This window comes from Nocardia sp. CDC159, assembly GCF_023740735.1.
GTDB classification, from domain to species: domain Bacteria; phylum Actinomycetota; class Actinomycetes; order Mycobacteriales; family Mycobacteriaceae; genus Nocardia; species Nocardia pulmonis.
This window is the reverse complement of the sequence record NZ_JAMRXH010000004.1, coordinates 59,786-78,181: the sequence shown is the minus strand read 5'-3', so window position 1 is coordinate 78,181 and position 18,396 is coordinate 59,786. Positions and strand designations below refer to the sequence as shown.

Annotated in this window: 22 protein-coding genes; 7 read left to right on the top strand and 15 right to left on the bottom strand. The window is 67.4% G+C overall.

Features of this window, described 5'->3' with window-relative positions; all coding sequences use genetic code 11:
- Window positions 1–21 precede the first annotated feature (21 nt).
- A complete protein-coding gene (locus tag NDR87_RS10260) occupies window positions 22–1,209 on the top strand; it encodes a serine hydrolase domain-containing protein (RefSeq protein WP_251910937.1) in 1,188 nt (395 codons plus the stop codon).
- Window positions 1,210–1,422: 213 nt separating this feature from the next.
- Here NDR87_RS10260 and thpD read toward each other — a convergent pair whose 3' ends face one another.
- From thpD to NDR87_RS10230, 6 genes are all read right to left on the bottom strand, one after another.
- Window positions 1,423–2,304 (bottom strand): ectoine hydroxylase, encoded by an 882-nt coding sequence (gene thpD, locus NDR87_RS10255; protein WP_251910936.1) that lies wholly within the window; start codon window positions 2,302–2,304, stop codon window positions 1,423–1,425.
- A 20-nt stretch (window positions 2,305–2,324) separates the two neighbouring features.
- Window positions 2,325–2,717: an ectoine synthase gene (locus NDR87_RS10250; protein ID WP_251910935.1), complete on the bottom strand. Its 393-nt coding sequence runs from the start codon at window positions 2,715–2,717 to the stop codon at window positions 2,325–2,327.
- A gap of 3 nt (window positions 2,718–2,720) precedes the next feature.
- Window positions 2,721–3,983: a diaminobutyrate--2-oxoglutarate transaminase gene (ectB, locus tag NDR87_RS10245; protein ID WP_251910934.1), complete on the bottom strand. Its 1,263-nt coding sequence runs from the start codon at window positions 3,981–3,983 to the stop codon at window positions 2,721–2,723.
- The gene (gene ectA, locus NDR87_RS10240) at window positions 3,980–4,531 is read right to left on the bottom strand and encodes a diaminobutyrate acetyltransferase (protein WP_251911823.1); all 552 of its coding nucleotides are present in this window, start codon (window positions 4,529–4,531) and stop codon (window positions 3,980–3,982) included. The genes ectB and ectA overlap by 4 nt, the downstream gene beginning before the upstream one ends.
- A 71-nt stretch (window positions 4,532–4,602) precedes the next feature.
- Window positions 4,603–5,631: a HAMP domain-containing sensor histidine kinase gene (locus NDR87_RS10235; RefSeq protein ID WP_251910933.1), complete on the bottom strand. Its 1,029-nt coding sequence runs from the start codon at window positions 5,629–5,631 to the stop codon at window positions 4,603–4,605.
- Window positions 5,618–6,328 (bottom strand): response regulator transcription factor, encoded by a 711-nt coding sequence (locus NDR87_RS10230; RefSeq protein WP_251910932.1) that lies wholly within the window; start codon window positions 6,326–6,328, stop codon window positions 5,618–5,620. The genes NDR87_RS10235 and NDR87_RS10230 overlap by 14 nt, the downstream gene beginning before the upstream one ends.
- 190 nt (window positions 6,329–6,518) lie before the next feature.
- Between NDR87_RS10230 and NDR87_RS10225 the strand changes: the two genes are divergently transcribed.
- On the top strand, window positions 6,519–7,745 hold the full coding sequence (locus tag NDR87_RS10225; protein ID WP_251910931.1) for an Ig-like domain-containing protein: 1,227 nt from the start codon (window positions 6,519–6,521) through the stop codon (window positions 7,743–7,745).
- Window positions 7,746–7,747: 2 nt separating this feature from the next.
- Here NDR87_RS10225 and NDR87_RS10220 read toward each other — a convergent pair whose 3' ends face one another.
- The 3 genes from NDR87_RS10220 to NDR87_RS10210 form a co-directional block, all read right to left on the bottom strand.
- Window positions 7,748–8,248, bottom strand: coding sequence for a hypothetical protein (locus tag NDR87_RS10220; protein WP_251910930.1), 501 nt, complete (start codon window positions 8,246–8,248; stop codon window positions 7,748–7,750).
- Window positions 8,249–8,250: 2 nt separating this feature from the next.
- Window positions 8,251–8,775, bottom strand: a complete 525-nt coding sequence (locus NDR87_RS10215) for a hypothetical protein (RefSeq protein WP_251910929.1) — start codon at window positions 8,773–8,775, stop codon at window positions 8,251–8,253.
- A 74-nt stretch (window positions 8,776–8,849) separates the two neighbouring features.
- The gene (locus NDR87_RS10210; protein WP_251910928.1) at window positions 8,850–10,268 is read right to left on the bottom strand and encodes a CAP domain-containing protein; all 1,419 of its coding nucleotides are present in this window, start codon (window positions 10,266–10,268) and stop codon (window positions 8,850–8,852) included.
- 239 nt (window positions 10,269–10,507) lie between these two features.
- Between NDR87_RS10210 and NDR87_RS10205 the strand changes: the two genes are divergently transcribed.
- Window positions 10,508–10,843: a hypothetical protein gene (locus NDR87_RS10205; RefSeq protein ID WP_251910927.1), complete on the top strand. Its 336-nt coding sequence runs from the start codon at window positions 10,508–10,510 to the stop codon at window positions 10,841–10,843.
- Here NDR87_RS10205 and NDR87_RS10200 read toward each other — a convergent pair.
- Entirely contained in the window at window positions 10,792–11,985 is a 1,194-nt protein-coding gene (locus NDR87_RS10200) for a DUF418 domain-containing protein (protein ID WP_251910926.1), read from the bottom strand. The genes NDR87_RS10205 and NDR87_RS10200 overlap by 52 nt on opposite strands.
- 191 nt (window positions 11,986–12,176) lie before the next feature.
- Between NDR87_RS10200 and msrB the strand changes: the two genes are divergently transcribed.
- The 3 genes from msrB (at window position 12,177) to NDR87_RS10185 (ending at window position 14,186) form a co-directional block, all read left to right on the top strand.
- Window positions 12,177–12,632, top strand: a complete 456-nt coding sequence (gene msrB, locus NDR87_RS10195) for a peptide-methionine (R)-S-oxide reductase MsrB (protein ID WP_251910925.1) — start codon at window positions 12,177–12,179, stop codon at window positions 12,630–12,632.
- 73 nt (window positions 12,633–12,705) lie between these two features.
- Window positions 12,706–13,221 carry a peptide-methionine (S)-S-oxide reductase MsrA gene (gene msrA, locus NDR87_RS10190; RefSeq protein WP_251910924.1) on the top strand — a complete coding sequence of 172 codons (516 nt, stop codon included), beginning with the start codon at window positions 12,706–12,708 and terminating at the stop codon, window positions 13,219–13,221.
- An 86-nt stretch (window positions 13,222–13,307) separates the two neighbouring features.
- Window positions 13,308–14,186: an alpha/beta fold hydrolase gene (locus NDR87_RS10185; RefSeq protein ID WP_251910923.1), complete on the top strand. Its 879-nt coding sequence runs from the start codon at window positions 13,308–13,310 to the stop codon at window positions 14,184–14,186.
- A gap of 9 nt (window positions 14,187–14,195) precedes the next feature.
- Here the strand turns inward: NDR87_RS10185 and NDR87_RS10180 are convergent, their stop codons facing one another.
- Both NDR87_RS10180 and NDR87_RS10175 read right to left on the bottom strand, forming a co-directional pair.
- Window positions 14,196–14,729, bottom strand: coding sequence for a TetR/AcrR family transcriptional regulator (locus NDR87_RS10180; protein WP_251911822.1), 534 nt, complete (start codon window positions 14,727–14,729; stop codon window positions 14,196–14,198).
- Window positions 14,729–14,920, bottom strand: coding sequence for a hypothetical protein (locus tag NDR87_RS10175; protein ID WP_251910922.1), 192 nt, complete (start codon window positions 14,918–14,920; stop codon window positions 14,729–14,731). The genes NDR87_RS10180 and NDR87_RS10175 overlap by 1 nt, the downstream gene beginning before the upstream one ends.
- A gap of 190 nt (window positions 14,921–15,110) precedes the next feature.
- Here NDR87_RS10175 and NDR87_RS10170 point away from each other — a divergent pair, with 190 nt between their 5' ends.
- On the top strand, window positions 15,111–15,299 hold the full coding sequence (locus NDR87_RS10170) for a hypothetical protein (RefSeq protein ID WP_251910921.1): 189 nt from the start codon (window positions 15,111–15,113) through the stop codon (window positions 15,297–15,299).
- 5 nt (window positions 15,300–15,304) lie between these two features.
- Here NDR87_RS10170 and NDR87_RS10165 read toward each other — a convergent pair whose 3' ends face one another.
- From NDR87_RS10165 to NDR87_RS10155, 3 genes are all read right to left on the bottom strand, one after another.
- Complete coding sequence (locus NDR87_RS10165) at window positions 15,305–16,549, bottom strand: hypothetical protein (protein ID WP_251910920.1); 1,245 nt, start codon at window positions 16,547–16,549, stop codon at window positions 15,305–15,307.
- A 14-nt stretch (window positions 16,550–16,563) separates the two neighbouring features.
- Entirely contained in the window at window positions 16,564–17,412 is an 849-nt protein-coding gene (locus NDR87_RS10160) for an inositol monophosphatase family protein (protein ID WP_251910919.1), read from the bottom strand.
- Window positions 17,413–17,497: 85 nt separating this feature from the next.
- Window positions 17,498–18,391 carry a potassium-transporting ATPase subunit C gene (locus NDR87_RS10155; RefSeq protein ID WP_251910918.1) on the bottom strand — a complete coding sequence of 298 codons (894 nt, stop codon included), beginning with the start codon at window positions 18,389–18,391 and terminating at the stop codon, window positions 17,498–17,500.
- Between the last annotated feature and the right edge of the window lie 5 nt (window positions 18,392–18,396).

The window sequence follows — 18,396 nt, the reverse complement described above, 5'->3', positions numbered from 1 at the left end:
GGCCGCGCATAGGCTCGACGGGTGCGTACGGAATCGAGCCACGATGTTCTCTCGGCGGCCGAACCCGAGGATGTGGGACTGTCCTCGGATCGGCTGCGCATCCTGGACGAGACGCTGACCGCGGAGGTCGCCGCGGGCCGTCTGTCCGGCGCGGTGGTGGCGATCGCCCGCGGCGGCAGGCTCGCCCACCTGCGGGCTGTCGGATACCGGGATCCCGCGGCGGGCGTTCCCATGACGACCGACACGCTGTTCTGGCTCGCGTCGATGACCAAACCGATCACGACCGCGGGCGCGCTGACCCTGTACGAACAGGGCAGCCTGCTGCTCACCGATCCGCTGGCGGCACATCTGCCCGAATTCGCCGACCAGCGGGTCGCCGTCGTCGATCCCGCCACCGACACGGTGACACTCGTGGACCCGGCACGTCCGCCACAACTCCACGATCTGCTCCGGCACACCAGCGGAATCGTGGAGGGCACGCTGGGCGCGACGCCGGTGCACCGGCTCTACGCCGACGCCGTCGGCGACGGCCCCGCCGACCGCACCGGTCAGGAATTCATCGACCGGCTGGCCCGGGTGCCCCTGCTCCACCAGCCCGGGGCCGAATGGCATTACGGCTGGGGCCTGGACCTCACCGGCCTGATCATCGAACGCATCACCGGCGCCACCCTGGAAACGTTCCTGCGGGAACGGATCCTCGACCCGCTGGGCATGCACGACACGACATTCGTTGTGCCCGAGGGTCGTTCCGATCGGCTGGCTCCGCCGCTGCCGCATGACCCGGCACGCGCACGCTTCGACTCCGGCGGCGCGGGCCTGTTCGGCACCGCCACCGATTACCTGCGCTTCGCGCAGATGCTGCTCGGCGCGGGGCAATTCGGCACCACCCGCGTACTGGCCCGCAAAACGGCGGAACTGATGACCTCCGAACAGCTCGGACCCGAAACGGATACGCGGGGACTGGAGACGATGGCCGACTGGTCGCGCGGCCACGGTTTCGGCCTCGGCCTGGCCGTGCGCCGACCGGCCGGAGCCCCCGCCGCGGGCAGCCCCGGCGAGCTGATGTGGCCCGGCGTATCCGGCACCTACTGGTGGGCCGACCCCCGTGAGGACCTCGCCGCGGTCTTCCTCGCCCACACCGAGGACCGGGCCACGAAGGCCCGACACTTCCAACTCTTCCGCGCCCTTACCCTCCAGTCGCTGCGTTGAGCGCACCCGAACCCCCACAGCCGCACTCTTTCCCGCGCTTCGCACTCGTTGCGGGCGCCCACAGCGGGTGCGAAGGGCGAGAAGGGGTGCGAATGCACGAGGCGCCGCCCACTTCCGGCACAGTGGGCGGCGCCTCGATTTCGGGGGGCCGGTCGTTTCCCGACGATGACCGGTCCTGCGGGTGCGCCGCGGGGTGGTCCCGGCGGCGCGGGTTCAGCGCACCGGGGTGAAATCCCGGGCGGCGATGTGGGTGGGGCGCGGCGCGGGGGCCGCGTAGGGCTCCACCAGGGTGTTCTCCACGCTGTTGAACACCAGGAAGATGTTCGAGCGCGGGAACGGGGTGATGTTGTTGGCCGAGCCGTGCATGATGTTCGAGTCGAACAGCAGCGCCGAGCCGCGCGCGCCGGTGAACTGGGCGATACCGTGGCGATCGGCCAGTTCGGTGATGTGCGCGTGCGAGGGCACGCCGATCTGCTGCTCCCGCAACGACTCCCGATAATGGTCGGCCGGGGTCTCACCCTGGCACGGCACGAAGGTGCGGTGCGAACCGGGCATCACCATCAGGCTGCCGTTGAACGGGTAGTTGTCGGTCAGCGCGATCGACAGGCTCACCGCCCGCGGCGCGGGCATACCGTCCTCGGCATGCCAGGTCTCGAAGTCCGAATGCCAATAGAATCCGGTGCCCTCGAAACCGGGCATGTAGTTCACCCGGCTCTGGTGGATGTACACATCCGACCCGAGCACCTGCCGGGCCAGCCCGATCACCCGCTCGTCGCGCACCAGCGCGGCGATCGCGGCCGAGATCGTGTGCACCTCGAAGATCGACCGCACCCGGTTCGACTTCTTCTCGATGATCACCCGCTCGTCCAGCCGCAGCTCGGGATCGCTTGCCAGCCGGTCGATCTCGGCGGAGAAGTCGGCCACCTCCGTCGGGCTCAGCAACTCGTCGATGATCGCGTACCCGTCGGCGTCGAAGTTCGCCAGCGCGGGCGATTCGATCCGGCCCCACACCGTGGGATCGGTCCGCTCGGCGAGCGGCGCCGGTGCGGCGGTTCGAGTCGGGTATCGATCGATTCGACTCTCGGCCAACGTCATCGGGGTGTTCTCCTCCTCACCTACTGGGTAACGGCGACCAGCGGATAGACGCCGTTCTCGTCGTGCACCTCTTGTCCGGTCACCGGCGGATTGAACACGCACATCATGCGCATCCGCGTGCGGGTCTCGAGGCGATGCTTCTCGTGACCGTCGAGCAGGTACATCGACCCGGGTCCGAGCTCGTAGCTCACACCGTTGTCGAGGTCGTGCAGCGTGCCCTCGCCCTCGATCAGCCACACCGCCTCGATGTGGTTGGCGTAGTGGAACTCGTGGGTGGTACCGGCCTCGATGGTGGTCTCGTGGAAGGAGAATCCGACCCCGTCACCGCCCAGGACGATGCGCTTGCTGCGCCAGCCCTCGGCCGCGACATCGCGGTCGGTGCCGGTGATCTCCGCGGTGGTTCGCACGATCATGGGTCAGTTACCTCCTCGTACCATGTCGACCGCACGGCTGAGAATGCTCAGGCCGTGATCGAGCTCGTCGTCGGTGATGGTCAGCGGCGGCAGCAGCTTCACGACCTCGTCCTCGGCCCCGGAGGTCTCGACCAGCAGGCCGTGTTCGAAGGCGATGCGGCTGACCTTGCCCGCCTGCGACGCCTCGTCGAACACCAGGCCGTGCACCAGACCGCGGCCGCGGGTCGACACGCCCTCGTAGGTATCGGCCAGCGCGCTGAACGACTTTCGGATCCGCTCGCCCTTGGCCACCGTCGACGCCTCCAGCCGATCGTCGCTCCAGTAGTGCTCGAGCGCAACCCGCGCGGTGACGAAGGCCGGGTTGTTACCGCGGAAGGTGCCGTTGTGCTCACCGGGCGACCACTGGTCCAGATCGCGGCGCATGAGCACCAGCGCCAGCGGCAGGCCGTACCCACCGATCGACTTCGACAGCGTGACGATGTCGGGGGTGATCCCGGCTACCTCGAAGGAGAAGAACGGGCCGGTGCGCCCGCAGCCCATCTGCACATCGTCGACGATGAGCAGAATGCCCCGGGCCGAGCACAGTTCGGACAGCCGCCGCAGCCACTCCGGACGCGAGACGTTGACCCCGCCCTCGCCCTGCACGGTCTCCACGATCACCGCGGCGGGCTTGTCCACACCGGAGGAGTTGTCATCGAGCGCCTTCTCCATCCAGGCCAGTTCGTCGGCGCCGTCGAGGTAGCCGTCGTAGGGCATCGGATTCACATGCACCAGCGGCACACCCGCCCCGGCGCGCTTGGCGGCGTTGCCGGTGACCGACAGCGCGCCCAGCGTCATGCCGTGGAAGGCGTTGGTGAAGTTCAGGATCGTGGTGCGGCCGGTCACCTTGCGGGCCAGCTTCAGCGCCGCCTCGACGGCGTTCGCACCGGTCGGCCCGGGGAACTGCACCTTGTAATCGAGGCCGCGCGGATCCAGCAGCACCGAGTTGATGGTCTCCAGCAACTGCTGCTTGGCCACGGTCGACATATCCAGCCCGTGGGTGATGCCGTCGCGGGCAATGTAATCCAGCAACGCCTGCTTCAGCACCGGATTGTTGTGGCCGTAGTTCAGTGCACCCGCACCCGCGAAAAAGTCCAGATAATCACGGCCGCCGCCGTCGCGCAGCCAGGCGCCCTGCGCGGTGTCGAACAGCGTCGGCCAGGATCGGCAATAGCCGCGCACATTCGATTCCAAGTTTTCGAAAACGGTCATCTCAGCGGTCGTCATCGATGATCCTTTCCTGAGGTTTGGGCCGCCGGTTGCAATGGCCCGATCCGGTACAGGTCCTCTGATTCATGCCCGTCCGGGAAATCCTGTGGTTCGAACAACGGCTCGCGCGTCATCCGCGCGCCCCAGCGCCGGGCCAGGGCCGCGAACATCGCCAGCGATGCCTCGTTGTCCGGCGACACCGTGGTCTCCAGTGTCGAAATCCCTTGCGCCGCAACATTGTCAACCAAGTGATCCAGCATCGCAACGCCGAGACCGCGGCCACGGTAGGCGTGGTCCACCGCGACCTGCCAGACGAACAGCACGTCCGGGGCCTGCGGGCGCAGGTATCCGGTTGTGAAACCCGCGACCTCTCCACCGATTTCGACGACAACCGAGGTGGCGCGAAAATCGCGACACCACAGCAGATACGCATAGCTCGAATTCACATCGAGCACCTGCGAGTCGACCGCGATTCGCCACATGGATGCCCCGTCGCCGAGGCGTGGTGCGCGAATCACGGCGGGAACCGATGACTCGATCGGCATACTCCGTGTTCGGGTCAGCATGTATTCAGATTTGCCAAGAAAGTTTGAGGCCAACCTGTCGGCTTCATTACAGTCGTGTTACACCGGCATTTTCAGTGAGTTTCCTCACTTATCGGCAACCACACGCTGAATCGCGCGCCGCCGCCGTGACGGTCCTCACATTCGACGCGACCGCCGTGCGCGGCAACGGTTTCCGCGACGAGCGCCAGACCGATGCCCGTACCCGTCGCGGAACCGCGTCCGCGCCGCACGGTGACGAACCGGTCGAAGATGCGCTCGCGATCCTGCGGCGCCACACCGGGACCCGCGTCGTCGACGGTGATCACCACCTCGCCGCCGACCCGCCGCACGCCCACGGCGATCACACCGCCGCCGTGCCGGTCGCCGTTGTCGAGCAGATTCACCACGGCCCGTTCCAATTCCAGCTTGCGCCCCAGCACGATCGCGTCGACATCGGATCGCAACAGATCGGGCGGGCAGCGCAGTTCCGCGAGCGTGTGGGTGAGCAGATCGCGCACCGACAGCGGTTCGGCGTCGGCGCCGTGCATGCGCGCCTCCGCGCGCGCGAGAGCCAGCAGGTCGTCGAGCAGCCGCCGCAGATGGTCCAGTTCGGCGCGCACCAGATCCAGCGCGCGGCGCGAACGCTCCGGCAGCTCGTCCTTGTGCCGGGTCATCACGCCGACGCTGGTGGTCAATGTGGTGAGCGGCGTGCGCAATTCATGGCTCACATCGCCCACCAGCCGTCGTTCCCGATCGATGCGCCGTTGCAGCGAATCGACCATGGCGTTGAAGGCGTCCACCGTCGGCGCCAGATCCGGATCGTCGGTATCGGGCAGCCGGGTGCTCAGCTGTCCGGAGGCGATGCGGGCCGCGGTGCCGGTCACCTGGCGCAGCGGTTCCAGCAGCCGCCGCGACAGCCACAGCCCGAAGACCGCGCCGATTCCGGTGCCCGCGATCGCGCAGGCGATCAGGGTCTCCCAGAACCCGCGGTCGAACAGCGCCACGGTCGCCGCGAGCAACGCCGAGACCAGCCCGGCCGTGGCGGCGAAGGCGAAAACCGTTCGGGCGCGCAGACTCTGGCGCCGCGGCAGCGATCGGCGTCCCGCGCTAACGCTGTACATCCAGTCGATAGCCCAGGCCGCGCACCGTCACCACGATCACCGGATCCGACGGATCCCGCTCGATCTTGGTGCGCAACCGCCGCACGTGCACGTCGACGATCCGCTCGTCACCGAAAAAACCACGGTCCCAGACCCGTTCGAGCAGCACGCTGCGCGAGAGCACCCGGCCGGGGGTTTCGGCCAGTTCGCACAGCAGCCGGAATTCGGTCAGGGTCAGATGCAGTTCCTCCTCGCCCCGGCGCACGATCCCGGCATCCGGCGAAAGCAGCAGCGGCGCTTCGGGATCGGCGTCGAGCACCACCTCCTGGGGTGCGGGCGGCTCGGTGAACTGCTGGGCGCGCCGCCGCAGCGCGCGCATGCGCGCGGTGATCTCCTTGATCTCGAAGGGTTTGGTCACGAAGTCGTCGGCACCGGCCTCGAGCGCGGCCACCACGTCGTGGGTGTCGTCGCGCGCGCTCACCACGATGATCGGGACGTCGTGATCCCGGCGGATCTCCCGAATACAGGAGAAGCCGTCCATATCGCCCAACATCAGATCCACGATCATCACATCCGGCGCGCCGTTGTCACGCAGATGCTCGAGCGCGTATTCGGCCTCCTCGGCCTCCGCGACGTCGTATCCTTCATCCTCCATGGCCAGCCGCAGGGCGCTTCTGACCCGGTCGTCGTCCTCCACGATCATCAGGTTCGCGGTCATACCGATACCACCTCGCTACAGACACACACCGGTAGCTGGAGTACCCCAGCGACCGTCGCGTAAACCTGGGGCAACACCTCGGGGTGCCGCGTGCCGCGCCCGCCCCGTAAACTACCCGTCAAGACAGTCAGGCGATTGGTGCGCCGCGGGGGTCTGCCCGTCCGCGCGCACGGCGAGTGCAGGAGACACCATGTCAGGTCGCCGCTGCCGATTCGGTATCGCCACGGGATTCGCCCTGGTGACGATGCTGTTGGCCGCGTGCTCATCTTCGTCGGGAACCACGCCGAAACCGGCGCCGGGAACCGCAGGCCCGGCCGCGCCGATCATCACGGTGACGCCGGGGGACGGCAGCAAGAATGTCGACCCGCTGGGCAAGATCGAGGTGAGCGCCTCCGACGGCATCCTGACCGATGTCACCATGGCCAATGAGCAGGGCAAACCCGTGGAAGGCATCCTGACGCCGGATCGCACGGCGTGGAAGCCGACGGGCCCGCTGGGCTACAACCACACCTATACCGTGACGGCCCAAGGGATTTCGATCAGCGGGCCGACCGGTCCGTTGAAGTCCTCGTTCGCCACCATCACGCCCAGCAACCAGACCAAGGTGTATCTGAACACCACACTCGGTCAACCGCTGGCCGAGGGCGGCACCTACGGGGTGGGCACGGTGATCGTCGCGCACTTCGACGAGGACATCCCGGACAAGGCCGCGGCCGAGAAGCAGCTGACCGTCACCACCGACCCGCCGGTGACGGGCTCCTGGTACTGGATGGACAAGCGCAACGCCCACTGGCGGCCCGAAAAGTATTGGGCCCCAGGCACGAAGGTCTCGGTGCAGGCCAAACTCTACGGCGTGCAATTCGGTCAGGGCCTGTACGGGCAGGAGGATGCCAAGACCTCCTTCGTCATCGGCCCCTCGCACGTGTCCATCGCCGACGACAACACCAAGCACGTGCAGGTGTTCGAGAACGGCAAACTCATCCGCACCATGCCCACCTCGATGGGTCGCGGCGGCAGCGAGCAGGTCGGCAACAAGACCATCTACTTCAACACGCCCGCGGGCATCTACACCGTGATGGACAAGGGCAATCCGGTCATCATGGACTCCTCCACCTACGGTCTGCCGGTCAACTCCCGCCTGGGCTACAAGGAGACCATCAACTGGGCGACCCGCATCAGCGGCGACGGCATCTACCTGCACCAGCTGGATTCGACCGTCTGGGCGCAGGGCAGCCAGAACCTCTCGCACGGCTGCCTCAACCTCAACGGCGAGAACGCCAAATGGTTCTACAACTGGTCTCTGCCCGGGGATGTGGTGGAGATCCGCAACACCACGGGCCCGCCGCAGCAATCGTGGAACAACGGCGACTGGACGATTCCGTGGGACGAGTGGCAAGCGGGCAGCGCGCTGCGTTGAGCTCACTGCCCGCACATCGTGCCTCGCATGGTGTAGCCGATGGTCGCCTCCCGGGCCGTCGCGGGATCGAACCGGGTCAGCGACTCCGGGCCGAATCGATAGGTGCGGACGTCGCCGGTCTCGGGGTCGGGGACCTCGACCGGCGCGCCCTCGGCGAAGACGACCTCCACCTCGGCTTCGTCGGTATCGGCCAGCAGTGAGCGGATGGCCCGGCTCGTGGTCGCCAGCGGGCGCAGCGCGGCCAGGGCGTGCCCCTCGCCGCCGTTGCGCAGCTGACCGTCCACATACCAGAGCAGCATGTGCCGGGCCGTGGTCCGCCATTCCGGCAGGCGTCGCGCATCCGGGCTGGTGAACAGCCATTCGAGCAGATTGTCGCCGGTCCGCAGACCGGTGAACACCGCGGCCCATTCTTCGTTGCAGGCCACCAGATCCCAGTCCAGGGTCAGGGTGGCCGCCGGGCCCGGATGCGCGACGAGGAGTTCGGTATCGGTCGGATGCGTCACTGTCAGATGGAGCCCAGGCCCAACATCAACAGCGGGGCCGCACTGCCCAGACCCGCGCCCGCGCTACCCAGACCCTCGCTGCTACCCAGGCCCGCGCTGCCGGTCAGGGCCTTGCCGAGGCCGCCCGCGCCGCCGCTCCCGCTGCCGAGGACCTTCCCCAGTCCTCCGGCGGCGGAGCTGCCGGTCTTGGCCAGCCCGGCCAGACCCTGCACCAGCTGACCGAGATCGCCGCCGCCCTCGCTCTTCTTACCCTTCTTGCCCTTGGCCTTCTTCGCCGCCTTGACGTGCTTGACCGGCTTCGCCTTGGCCGCGGCGACCGGGGCCGCCTGATGGCGGGCCGGGGCCGACGCCTGGACCGGGAGCTGCGTCTGCACCGGGGCGCTTTCCAGCTTGGCCTGGGTCGTGGTCGCACCGGCCGGGGCGGCGGAGAGCTCGGTGAACGCCGCGGTGGTCACCAATGCGGTCATCGAGAGCATGGCCAGTCGGACCGAGCCGACCGAGGTGCTTTTCGCGCTGTGCTTACCCATGAGATGTCTTCCTTTGTTGCGAGTTGAGAGGCGAATTGCCTTATGTCACTTCGAGAATCGCGGCGTCTGGTGGGTCACCAGCCGCCGAAACCGCCGCCGATACCGGCGAGGTCGCCGAATCCGCCACCGCCGAACAGGTCGCCGCCGCCACCGAACAGGTCGCCGCCACCGCCGAACAGGTCGCCGCCACCGCCGAACAGGTCGCCGCCGCCACCGAACAGGTCGCCGCCGCCGTCACCGCCGAACAGGTCACCCAGGCCGTCACCGCCGCCGAAGAGGTCGCCACCGTCGCCACCGAACAGGTCGCCGAGACCGTCGCCGCCGCCCCCGCCGAACAGATCGCCACCGTCGCCACCGTCACCGAAAAGGTCGCCGGCGTCGGCACCCTCGTCGCCGCCGAACAGGTCACCCAGCGGGTTTCCCGAATCCCCACCGCCGCCGTCCCCGGCGTCCTCGTCGCCGCCGAACAGGTCACCCAGCGGGCTTTCCGAATCCCCACCGCCGCCGTCCCCGGCGTCCTCGTCACCGCCGAACAGGTCACCCCACGGATTTTCCGAATCCCCGCCGCCGTCCCCGGCATCCTCGCCGCCCCCGGCTTCGTCACCCCCACCGGCTTCGTCACCGCCACCAGCCTCGTCACCCCCACCGGCTTCGTCACCGCCACCAGCCTCGTCACCCCCACCGGCTTCGTCACCGCCACCAGCCTCGTCACCCCCACCGGCTTCGTCACCGCCACCAGCCTCGTCACCGCCGCCGGGCTTGTCCTCGTCGCCGCCGCTGGATTCGTCACCGCCGCCGGGCTTGTCGTCCCCGCCCCCACCGGCCTTGTCCTCATCGCCGCCGGGCTTGTCGCCACCCGAGGGCTTGTCCTTGCCCTTGTCCTTCTCCCCCTTGTCGTCCTTACCCTTGTCCTTTTTGTCGTCCTTCTTTTCCTTGTCTTCCTTCTTCTTGTCGTCCTTCTTATCGTCCTTGCCCTTGTCGTCCTTATCCTCGCTCTTACCGCTCGACGTGCCGAAATCCTGTGTCCAGTAGGTCTTTCCGTCCTTACTCTTGGCGTAGCCGACACCGATTTCCTTGAGCCCCGCGTTGAGGATGTTCGCGCGACGCTGCGGATCCTTCATCCAGGCCTGGACGACCTCGGCGGGGCTTTTCTGGCCCTTCGCGATATTTTCTTCCGAGGTCTTCGCCTTGTACCCGGCCTCGCTGAGCCGATCCTCCACGTCCCCCTTGGACGATTTGTGCCCGAAGAAGCCCTTGGCCGCCATGTCCTTGGCGTGCGCCTGGGCCGCCTCGGCGAGATGCTTGTCGGCCTTCAGCGGCTTCAAACCCGCCTTCTGCCGTTCCTTGTTGGTGAGGCTGATCACCTCGTCGACCGGAGACTTGCCCTCGGGAGCCGCCGTGGCGGCCGGTGCACCGGCAATGGCCAGCGCCGCGAATGCGGAAACTCCGACGGTAGCGGAAATAGAACGAAATCTAGCCGAACTCGAACTCATCAATTCCCCTAGAAGAGGTCGCATAACGTTCGCATAACGCTAACAAGAGCAAGCACTCGAGGGGCCGTAACACCGTGAGTCTAAAGAACTTTGAAGCCCGGCCTTAAAGATCATTTTCGATAATCCCGTTGCCGCAACATTTCTCGCCCCCGCCAACATCCCGAAAAATTCGAGGTCATCCAGGTCAGGGAACCGTTAACGAGCCACACTTCCCCTCGGCCGGGGGCTGCAATGGAGACATGAAGGCCAACGCCTGGTTACGTGAGCTGGTCGACCATCGGTACGCGGTCGAGGTACTCGAAGCCCTTGCCGCACGACCGCGCACCGCTCGCGAACTCGCCGCCGCGATGCCGGGCAGCGAGCTCGGCCGCACGCTCCGGATGCTCGCCGTGGCGGGCCTGATCCGGACCAACACCGCGGGCAGCTGGGATGTCGCCACCGCGATCCCCGGCGTCCTGCGGATCACACTGTCGGGCGCATCCGTGGTGCACACCCTCGCGAAAGCGCCGCTGCGGGACGCGGTTCACGGCGCCGACGAGACCGGCTTGCGCCGCCAGCGCGGTATCACCCCGTAGGTCGCCGCGCGCAGTACCCATTCGACCGGGCCGTAGGCGTGGCCGGTGAGCCACCAGCGGCTGATCACCACCTGCAGGGCGAAGGTCAGCACGCCCAGCGCGACGACGGCCAGGGCCGGGATGCGGGCGGACAGACCGTAGCCGCTGTAGAGCAGCAGCAGGACCACGGACTGTCCGATGTAGTTGCTCGCCGCCATCCGACCGGCGGGGGCGAGCAGGCCGGTCGCCGAGGCCCAGCGGGTGGTGCTCAGGTGGAGTACGACGGCCACGTAGGCGAAGGTCATCAGCGGGTTGATCAGCTCCTGCACGCCGGACCACCAGCTCGGCAGGTGGACGAGAGCGGCCACGTCGGCGAAGGTGATCGCGGAGACCGGCAGGCCGATTCCGAAGCCGATCCACATGGCCCGGGGCGTCCAGCGCCGCAGTCGCTCGCGATCGCGGAACAGCTGCGCCTTGCCCGCCGCCAGGCCGAGCAGGAACATGCCGAGGCTGGTGACGCCCTGACCGAACCAGATCAGCAGGGCGAACCGCGGCCCCACCTCCAGCTGGGCGCGGAATGTGTCGGCGGCACTTCCCGCGAATCCGGAGGTCAATTGCGCCACGTGCAGCCACTCTCCCAGCGGCAGATCATCGTCGCCGGGCAGGAAGCTCGGCAGCCAATACACCACGTAGAGGAAGGTCCCGGCCACGATCGCGGTCCGCGGCCGAATCTTGCGCAGCAGCAACAGGATCAGGCCCAGGAACGCGTAGAGCGTGAGGATGTCGCCGACCCACAGGAACAGCACATGGACGACTCCGACGAGGAACAGCGCCCCGCAGCGCCGCAGCAGCCGCCACGGCCCCGACGCCCCCGCCCGTCGCGCGGCCTCCAACTGCAGGGTGAACGAGTACCCGAACAGAAATGCGAACAGCAGATAGAACCGCCCGAGAAACAGCGCCTCGATCACCGCGTCGGTCATCCGGTCGGCCGGGTCGTGGTGTACCCAGAACCGCTCCGTCCCCATGGGCGCGTCCGAGGTGAGAATTCCGGTCAGCACCACCGCGTTGGTGATCAGAATCCCGAACAGCGCGAATCCGCGCAGTATGTCGACCTCGGCGATCCGGCCGCCGGAAGAAACGGGAGACGTTGCGGGCCAGGCCATTACCCCACGCTAGCGGCCCGGCCCGCCCGCCACATCGCCCGTGCGGCCCATCCACGGTCAACCGCGGGCACGACGCGCCCTCGTTCACGCGGCGTATTGGCCGAGATATGACCGAAGTATGACGCCCGCGCGCGGCGGAACTTTCCAGAGCGCGACGCGGGTTGTACCGGGTGTCGATATGAGGAGGTCATATGGCACGCGAATACAACCGCAATCCCGCGGCCGTCGCCGCGCTGTCGCCGGAGCAGTATCACGTCACCCAGAAGAACGGGACCGAGCGGCCGTTCACCGGCGAGTACTGGGACAACCACGAGCCGGGTATCTACGTGGATGTGGTGTCCGGTGAGCCATTGTTCGCCTCGGTCGACAAGTTCGACAGCGGCAGCGGCTGGCCGAGCTTCACCCGGCCCCTTGACCCCGGCAACGTGGTCGAGAAGCGGGACCTCAGCCATCTGATGATCCGCACCGAGGTGCGCTCGAGCCACGGCGACAGCCATCTCGGCCATGTGTTCACCGACGGCCCCCGCGAGGCGGGCGGCCTGCGATACTGCATCAATTCGGCGGCGCTGCGCTTCATCCACCTCGACGACCTCGAGGCGGAGGGATATGGGCAGTACCGCACTTTGTTCACGAAGGAGGACGCGTGAGGGAGTTTGCGACCGAACCATCAGCACAGCGCGCCGCGCGCACGACGGCACCGAGCGCCAGCGAGGTGACGTCGTGAGCACTACGCGTACGGCGATTCTGGCGGGCGGATGCTTCTGGGGCATGCAGGATCTCATCCGCAGGCAGCCGGGCGTGCTGTCCACGCGGGTGGGCTACACCGGCGGCCGCAACGATCATCCCACCTATCGCAACCATCCCGGTCACGCGGAGGCGGTGGAAATCGTCTACGACCCCGAGCGGACGGACTATCGGGCGCTGCTGGAATTCTTCTTCCAGATCCACGATCCGACCACCAGGGACCGACAGGGCAATGACATCGGTACCAGCTACCGGTCGGCGATCTTCTACCTCGACGACGAGCAGAAGCGCGTCGCGCTGGACACCATCGCCGATGTCGACGCCTCGGGCCTGTGGCCCGGCAAGGTGGTCACCGAGGTGACCCCGGCCAGCGAGTTCTGGGAGGCCGAGCCCGAGCATCAGGACTACCTGATGCGGTATCCGGACGGCTACACCTGCCATTTCCCGCGACCGGGATGGAAGCTGCCCAAGCGGCAGACGGCCACGTCCTGAGTCGTCACCGTCCGGCATCCCGGCGGGGATGCCGGACGGATCTCGGGCGCGCGGGCCGATGAATTTCCGGCGCGGGCGCCGTCGACATGAACATGAAGACCACGCACACCCTGGAAACGCCCGATGTCGACCTGGTTTACGACGTGCACGGCCCGCTGCCCACCGCCGATGGCCGTCCGCCGCTGTTCATGATCGGCCAGCCCATGGACGCCAGCGGCTTCCGCGCGCTGGCCGCGCACTTCCCCGATCGCACCGTGATCACCTACGACCCGCGCGGGCTCGGGCGCAGCATTCGCAAGGACGGGCGCGTGGACAGCGTTCCCGAGGTGCAGGCCGAGGATGTGCACGCCGTGATCACCGCGCTCGACGCGGGTCCGGTGGACATGTTCGCCAGCAGCGGCGGCGCGGTCACCGCGCTGGCGCTGGTGGCGGCCCATCCCGGCGATGTCGCCACCCTCGTTGCCCACGAGCCGCCGCTGCTGACCGTGCTCCCCGACGCCGACGCCGCCGAGCGGGCCCGCGCCGGTTACCGAGACGCCTACCAGGCCAAGGGTTTCGGCGCGGGCATGGCCGGATTCCTGGCGATGACCGCATGGCAGGGCGAGTTCACCGACGCCTACCTCGACCAGCCCGCGCCCGACCCCGCGCAGTTCGGCCTGCCGACCGAGGACGATGGCTCCCGCGACGATCCGCTGCTGTCCGACCGGTCCGCGGCCGTGACCGCCTACCGCCCGGACGTGGCCGCGCTGACCGCGGCGCCCACCCGGATCGTGCTCGCCGTGGGCGAGGAGACCGGCGACACCGTCACCGCCCGCACCGCCATCGCCACGGCCGCACTGCTGAATCAGCGGGCGGCGGTCTTCCCGAGTCATCACGGCGGCTTCCTCGACGGTGAGTTCGGCTACCCCGGTCAGCCCGAGGCCTTCGCGAAGAAGCTGCGCGAGGTACTCGACGAGAACGCCTGAACCGCGAGCTCACCGCGGCCCCACCCCGGCCGACCGGCCGAGCAGCCCCGCGTACGGCTCGATGCCCTCGTCCACCAACGCCTTTCGCTCCGCCATCGGTAGCACCAGGCAGTGCAGTGTCAGACCGTCCACGAGGGCGAGCAGTTGCACGGCCTCGCTCTCGGTCAGCCCGGCGTCGACGTACCAGGCCCGCAGATCCGCGTCCAAGGACGCGGATTCGCGGGCCAGTACCGGATCCACGGCCGCCAGCCCCGCATAGGCCAGCCACACCCGCGCCCGCCGATCCCGACGCTCGTCGAGCGGCAGCCACTGAAAAACGATGTCGCGCAGAGTATTCGGCGCCGCTTCTCGAACATCGGCGAGAAACCGCGCACCGGCATAAGCGAATCCGGACCGGATCAGATCGGTCTTGGTCCGGTAGTAATACTGCACCTGCGCCGGGGACACCCGCGCCGCCGCCGCCACGCTCCGCACACTCAACGCCTCGACCCCCCGCTCGGCCAGCACCGTGAGCACCGCCTCCAGCACATGCTCCCCCGCCATCAGCACCGCCCGAACCCCCGCACCCTCGCATACCCCAGCGCCACCAACTCCACCACTCCGATCACGAAGAGCACGACCCCCACCTGCCGCAACCCCGCAACCGGCGTCTCGACCCCCCGAAACACGACGAACAACACCACCCCCACCAACACCATCAGCACACCAGCCGCCACCGACCACTTCGTACCCATACGACCTCCATACATTCGTACAGTACGATCGTACAGCACCCCCCGCCCGCGTCCCCTACGACAGAGCGTAGGAAATCGGTAATTTCCCCCCACCGACATCAGAAGAAAACCGTAAACGCCCCGCTCCTACCCTCTTTCGGGATGTTCAATGAAAGCTCCGAACTACTGCGAGAGGTTGGTGAATCCAGCGATGACCACCGAGACGATCCTGGGATCGGTCCACGTCCGCTGGTCGGCGGCCGAGTCCGCCTTCGTCGCCCGCTCCGACCGGTACCCGGAGCTGATCCACCGAAACGAGTGGTCCTCCCTCGCCGCGGTCGACGGCCTACTGAGCCTGATCGACCACCACCACGCCGCGACTCGTCGCCCGGCCGCCTGAGCCGGTCAGATCCCGCGGGCGAACTCGCGGTACAGAAACTTCTGGTGCGAGTACTCCAGGGTGTCCGAATGCCGCCGCAAGGTACCGAAGACGAGGCGCATCAAAGTGGTGACAGGAACGCCGCCCGCCGCCCACTGGGTCACCGAGGCTGCGGTGTTCACGAGGGAGTTTTCCGTCTCGTTGGCGGGTGCGGAGTCCAGACCCAGCCGCCTGAGTAGCTGATCGCGCACGCCCTGGATATCGAACTCGAGCCGCCGCACATCCTCCTCGGTCTCACATCGGGCCAGTACCCGACGGAAATCCGCGGCGCGGCTGCGATATTCGTCCATTCGTCCGCAGGCGAGCTCCAACCAGCGCTCATCGTCGAACCTTCCCCGATCGCGAGGTGACCACAACCGACCGCCCAGCAGGGGAAGTTCGTATTCCAGCAGTTCCAGACGACGACCCCGCGACGATCGGGCAACCTTGCCGATCTCGCCCGGAATCCCCCGAATCGCCGAAATGACCGCATCGATGGTGCTGTCGTGGGCACCGTCGTCGAAGAGATCGAACATGACGGCGAAGTCACGCCGGACCGGATGTGGGGTGTATCCGACCTTGCCGACCTTCGCCCGCGCCGAATAACGAAGCGAGCGTACGAGATTGGCAACCAACCACAGCTGCCGATCGCTGTCCGGGAGGAGTCTGCGCAGTTGCCCCTCCATTACATAGGAAGACGCCCGCGCCCAACGCCCGAATTCGTCACCCTCGACCCCGTCCGCCCCACTCCCCAGGGCAATGCGTGCACCGTGATGACGTTCGGTGCGGATGTTCTCCATCTGGTAGTCGGTCCACGCGGCGATCTTGGGCAGCAGTCGTTGCCCGCCGACTCGCCGACCCATCTCACGATCCGCCTGCACGGTCTTCTCGATGTATCGAGAAACGGTGTCGACTCCGGTCAGCTTCAACGTCTCCACCGCATCGCGCTCCGCCGCCAAGAGCGCGGGAGCAGTATCCGGCGGAATCCGAAGGGGTGCGGCAATTCCGAGATCGAACAGATGGCAGAGGATTCGCGGGTAATCGCCGAAATCGGCCGGGGTCGGCATCGGATTCGTCGGGTGCGGAACCAGTACTTCGTCGAAGTAGATCAGGGACTGCACCAGTTCGGCATAGCACTGCTGCGCGAACGGGTCCCGGGGCCGCGTCGGCGTCGCGTGATTCTGTGACAACATGAATTCTTCCGCGCTGGTGAAGGTTGTCACATCCACCATGACTCGATGCGACATCAACCACTCCGAGAGCGGGCAAGCACATCCACGAACCAGCGGACGCACTCGGGGCTGCCGATAATGGTTTCGGAAAAGAGCGGCTCCCGCTGTTTCCACAGGGCTTCGTCGAAGGGCACCGCGTCGGTTCCGAATCCATCCACGGCGGACCGTCCGGTCGCCAGGCTCAATCCGATACCGGCCGCACCGTCCCACACCTTCTGATTCGGGCGATAGAACAGATCGAAGCTTCCAACGATGTCGGTGCAGTCCGACAGGTCGATGCAGGTCCGAACCATATCCAGGGTCTGGGATGTGGTGCGGAGTTTCACCTCGGCGCCGGCGGCGGTGAGCGCGAACTCGAACCGCCGGGGCGTCGACCCTTTGCTGCGCGTGACCGAGGCTCGTCGCGGTACCGGCACCCGCGGCAGTGGTACCGCGGCCCGCCCGTTCACCGTGACCTCGTCGGCCCAGCGGATCGACAGAGCCGACCGGCCGATACCCAGTTCCGGCGCGAGAATGTATGTGGCCGTGGGAATTCCCGCGTCCACTCGGCAAACCACGGAGCAGAACTCGCGGCCGTCGGCTCTCACGAACTCGCTCGTACCGTCGATCGGGTCGATGATCCATAGGGGATCCCCCGACGTCACCAGGCCCGAATGATCCTCCTCCGCGACGAATCCCGCGTCCGGAAAGCGCCGCCGCACCGCCTCGACGATCACGGTCTGGGCGGCGACGTCGGCCTCCGACAGGAGAGTGCGGTCCGATTTCGTATCGACTCGCAATCCGGATAGATTCCGCCGGTAGCCGCGTAGCAGTGGCAGAAGTTGCTCGTCCAACTCGTCCCACAGCGACGCGACGCTGTCCACCCGGCCCTCCGACTGTCGGTCTGTGTCATGAGGATAGCCGCGGAAATCACGCGAACGACGAACTACGCCGGATCGGACGCGAACCTCAGCCCCGATACGGATACTGCCGGTCCAGATCCAGATTCAGCTCCAGTACATTGACGCGGGGCTCGCCGAGGAAACCGAGGTCGCGGCCGTCGGTGTGGGTGGTAACCAGGGATTGGACCTGGGCCTCGGAGATGTTGCGGGCCTTGGCTATTCGGGGTACTTGCAGGGCCGCGTAGGCCGGGGAGATGTGGGGGTCCAGGCCGGAGGCCGAGGTGACCACGGCGTCGGGGGGGACGGGGGTGGTGGACGGGGCGTCGCCGATGAGGGGGACGATCTGGCCGGTCGAGTAGTCCTCGCCGGGGGTCGCGCAGTCGACCTTCACGCCCGCGTAGGCGTCCAGGAAGGGCTTGGCGGGGCAGGCCTCGTTGATGCTGACCACCTTGGTGGGCTTGGTCACCCGGCCGCGCGCGTCGCGGGGGCCGAGGACCGACAGGACGGCTCCGACGCCACCGGGGGTGCAGAACGGGCGGGCGCCCGAAACACCTTCCCGCTCACCGATGTCCTTGCTGCGCGCACACACCTGGGACAGCAGGCTGCGCTTCACGTCGGCGGGGTCGGCGTCGAGGGTGTCGACGATGCTCTCCGGGCCCAGGTTGGTGAAGCTGGTCGAGGTCGGGTCGTAGCCGTCGCCTTTGCCGGAGGACGACGGGCGGCTCTGGAAGTACTGCACCAGCGCCTTGCCGTTGCCATCGGTGAAGGCCTGCCCGATCAAGCTCGAGCCGACGATTCTGCCGTCCTGCCCGAGCAGCGAGCCCTCGGCCTTGTCGTGCAGACCGGGCAGCTGGGCGACCGCGAAAACCGCCACGGGATAGGCGATTCCGGTGATCACGGTCAGCACCAGCAGCGCGCGCAGCGCCGCGATGTGTTGCCGGATCCAGGTTGACATACGCATGATCA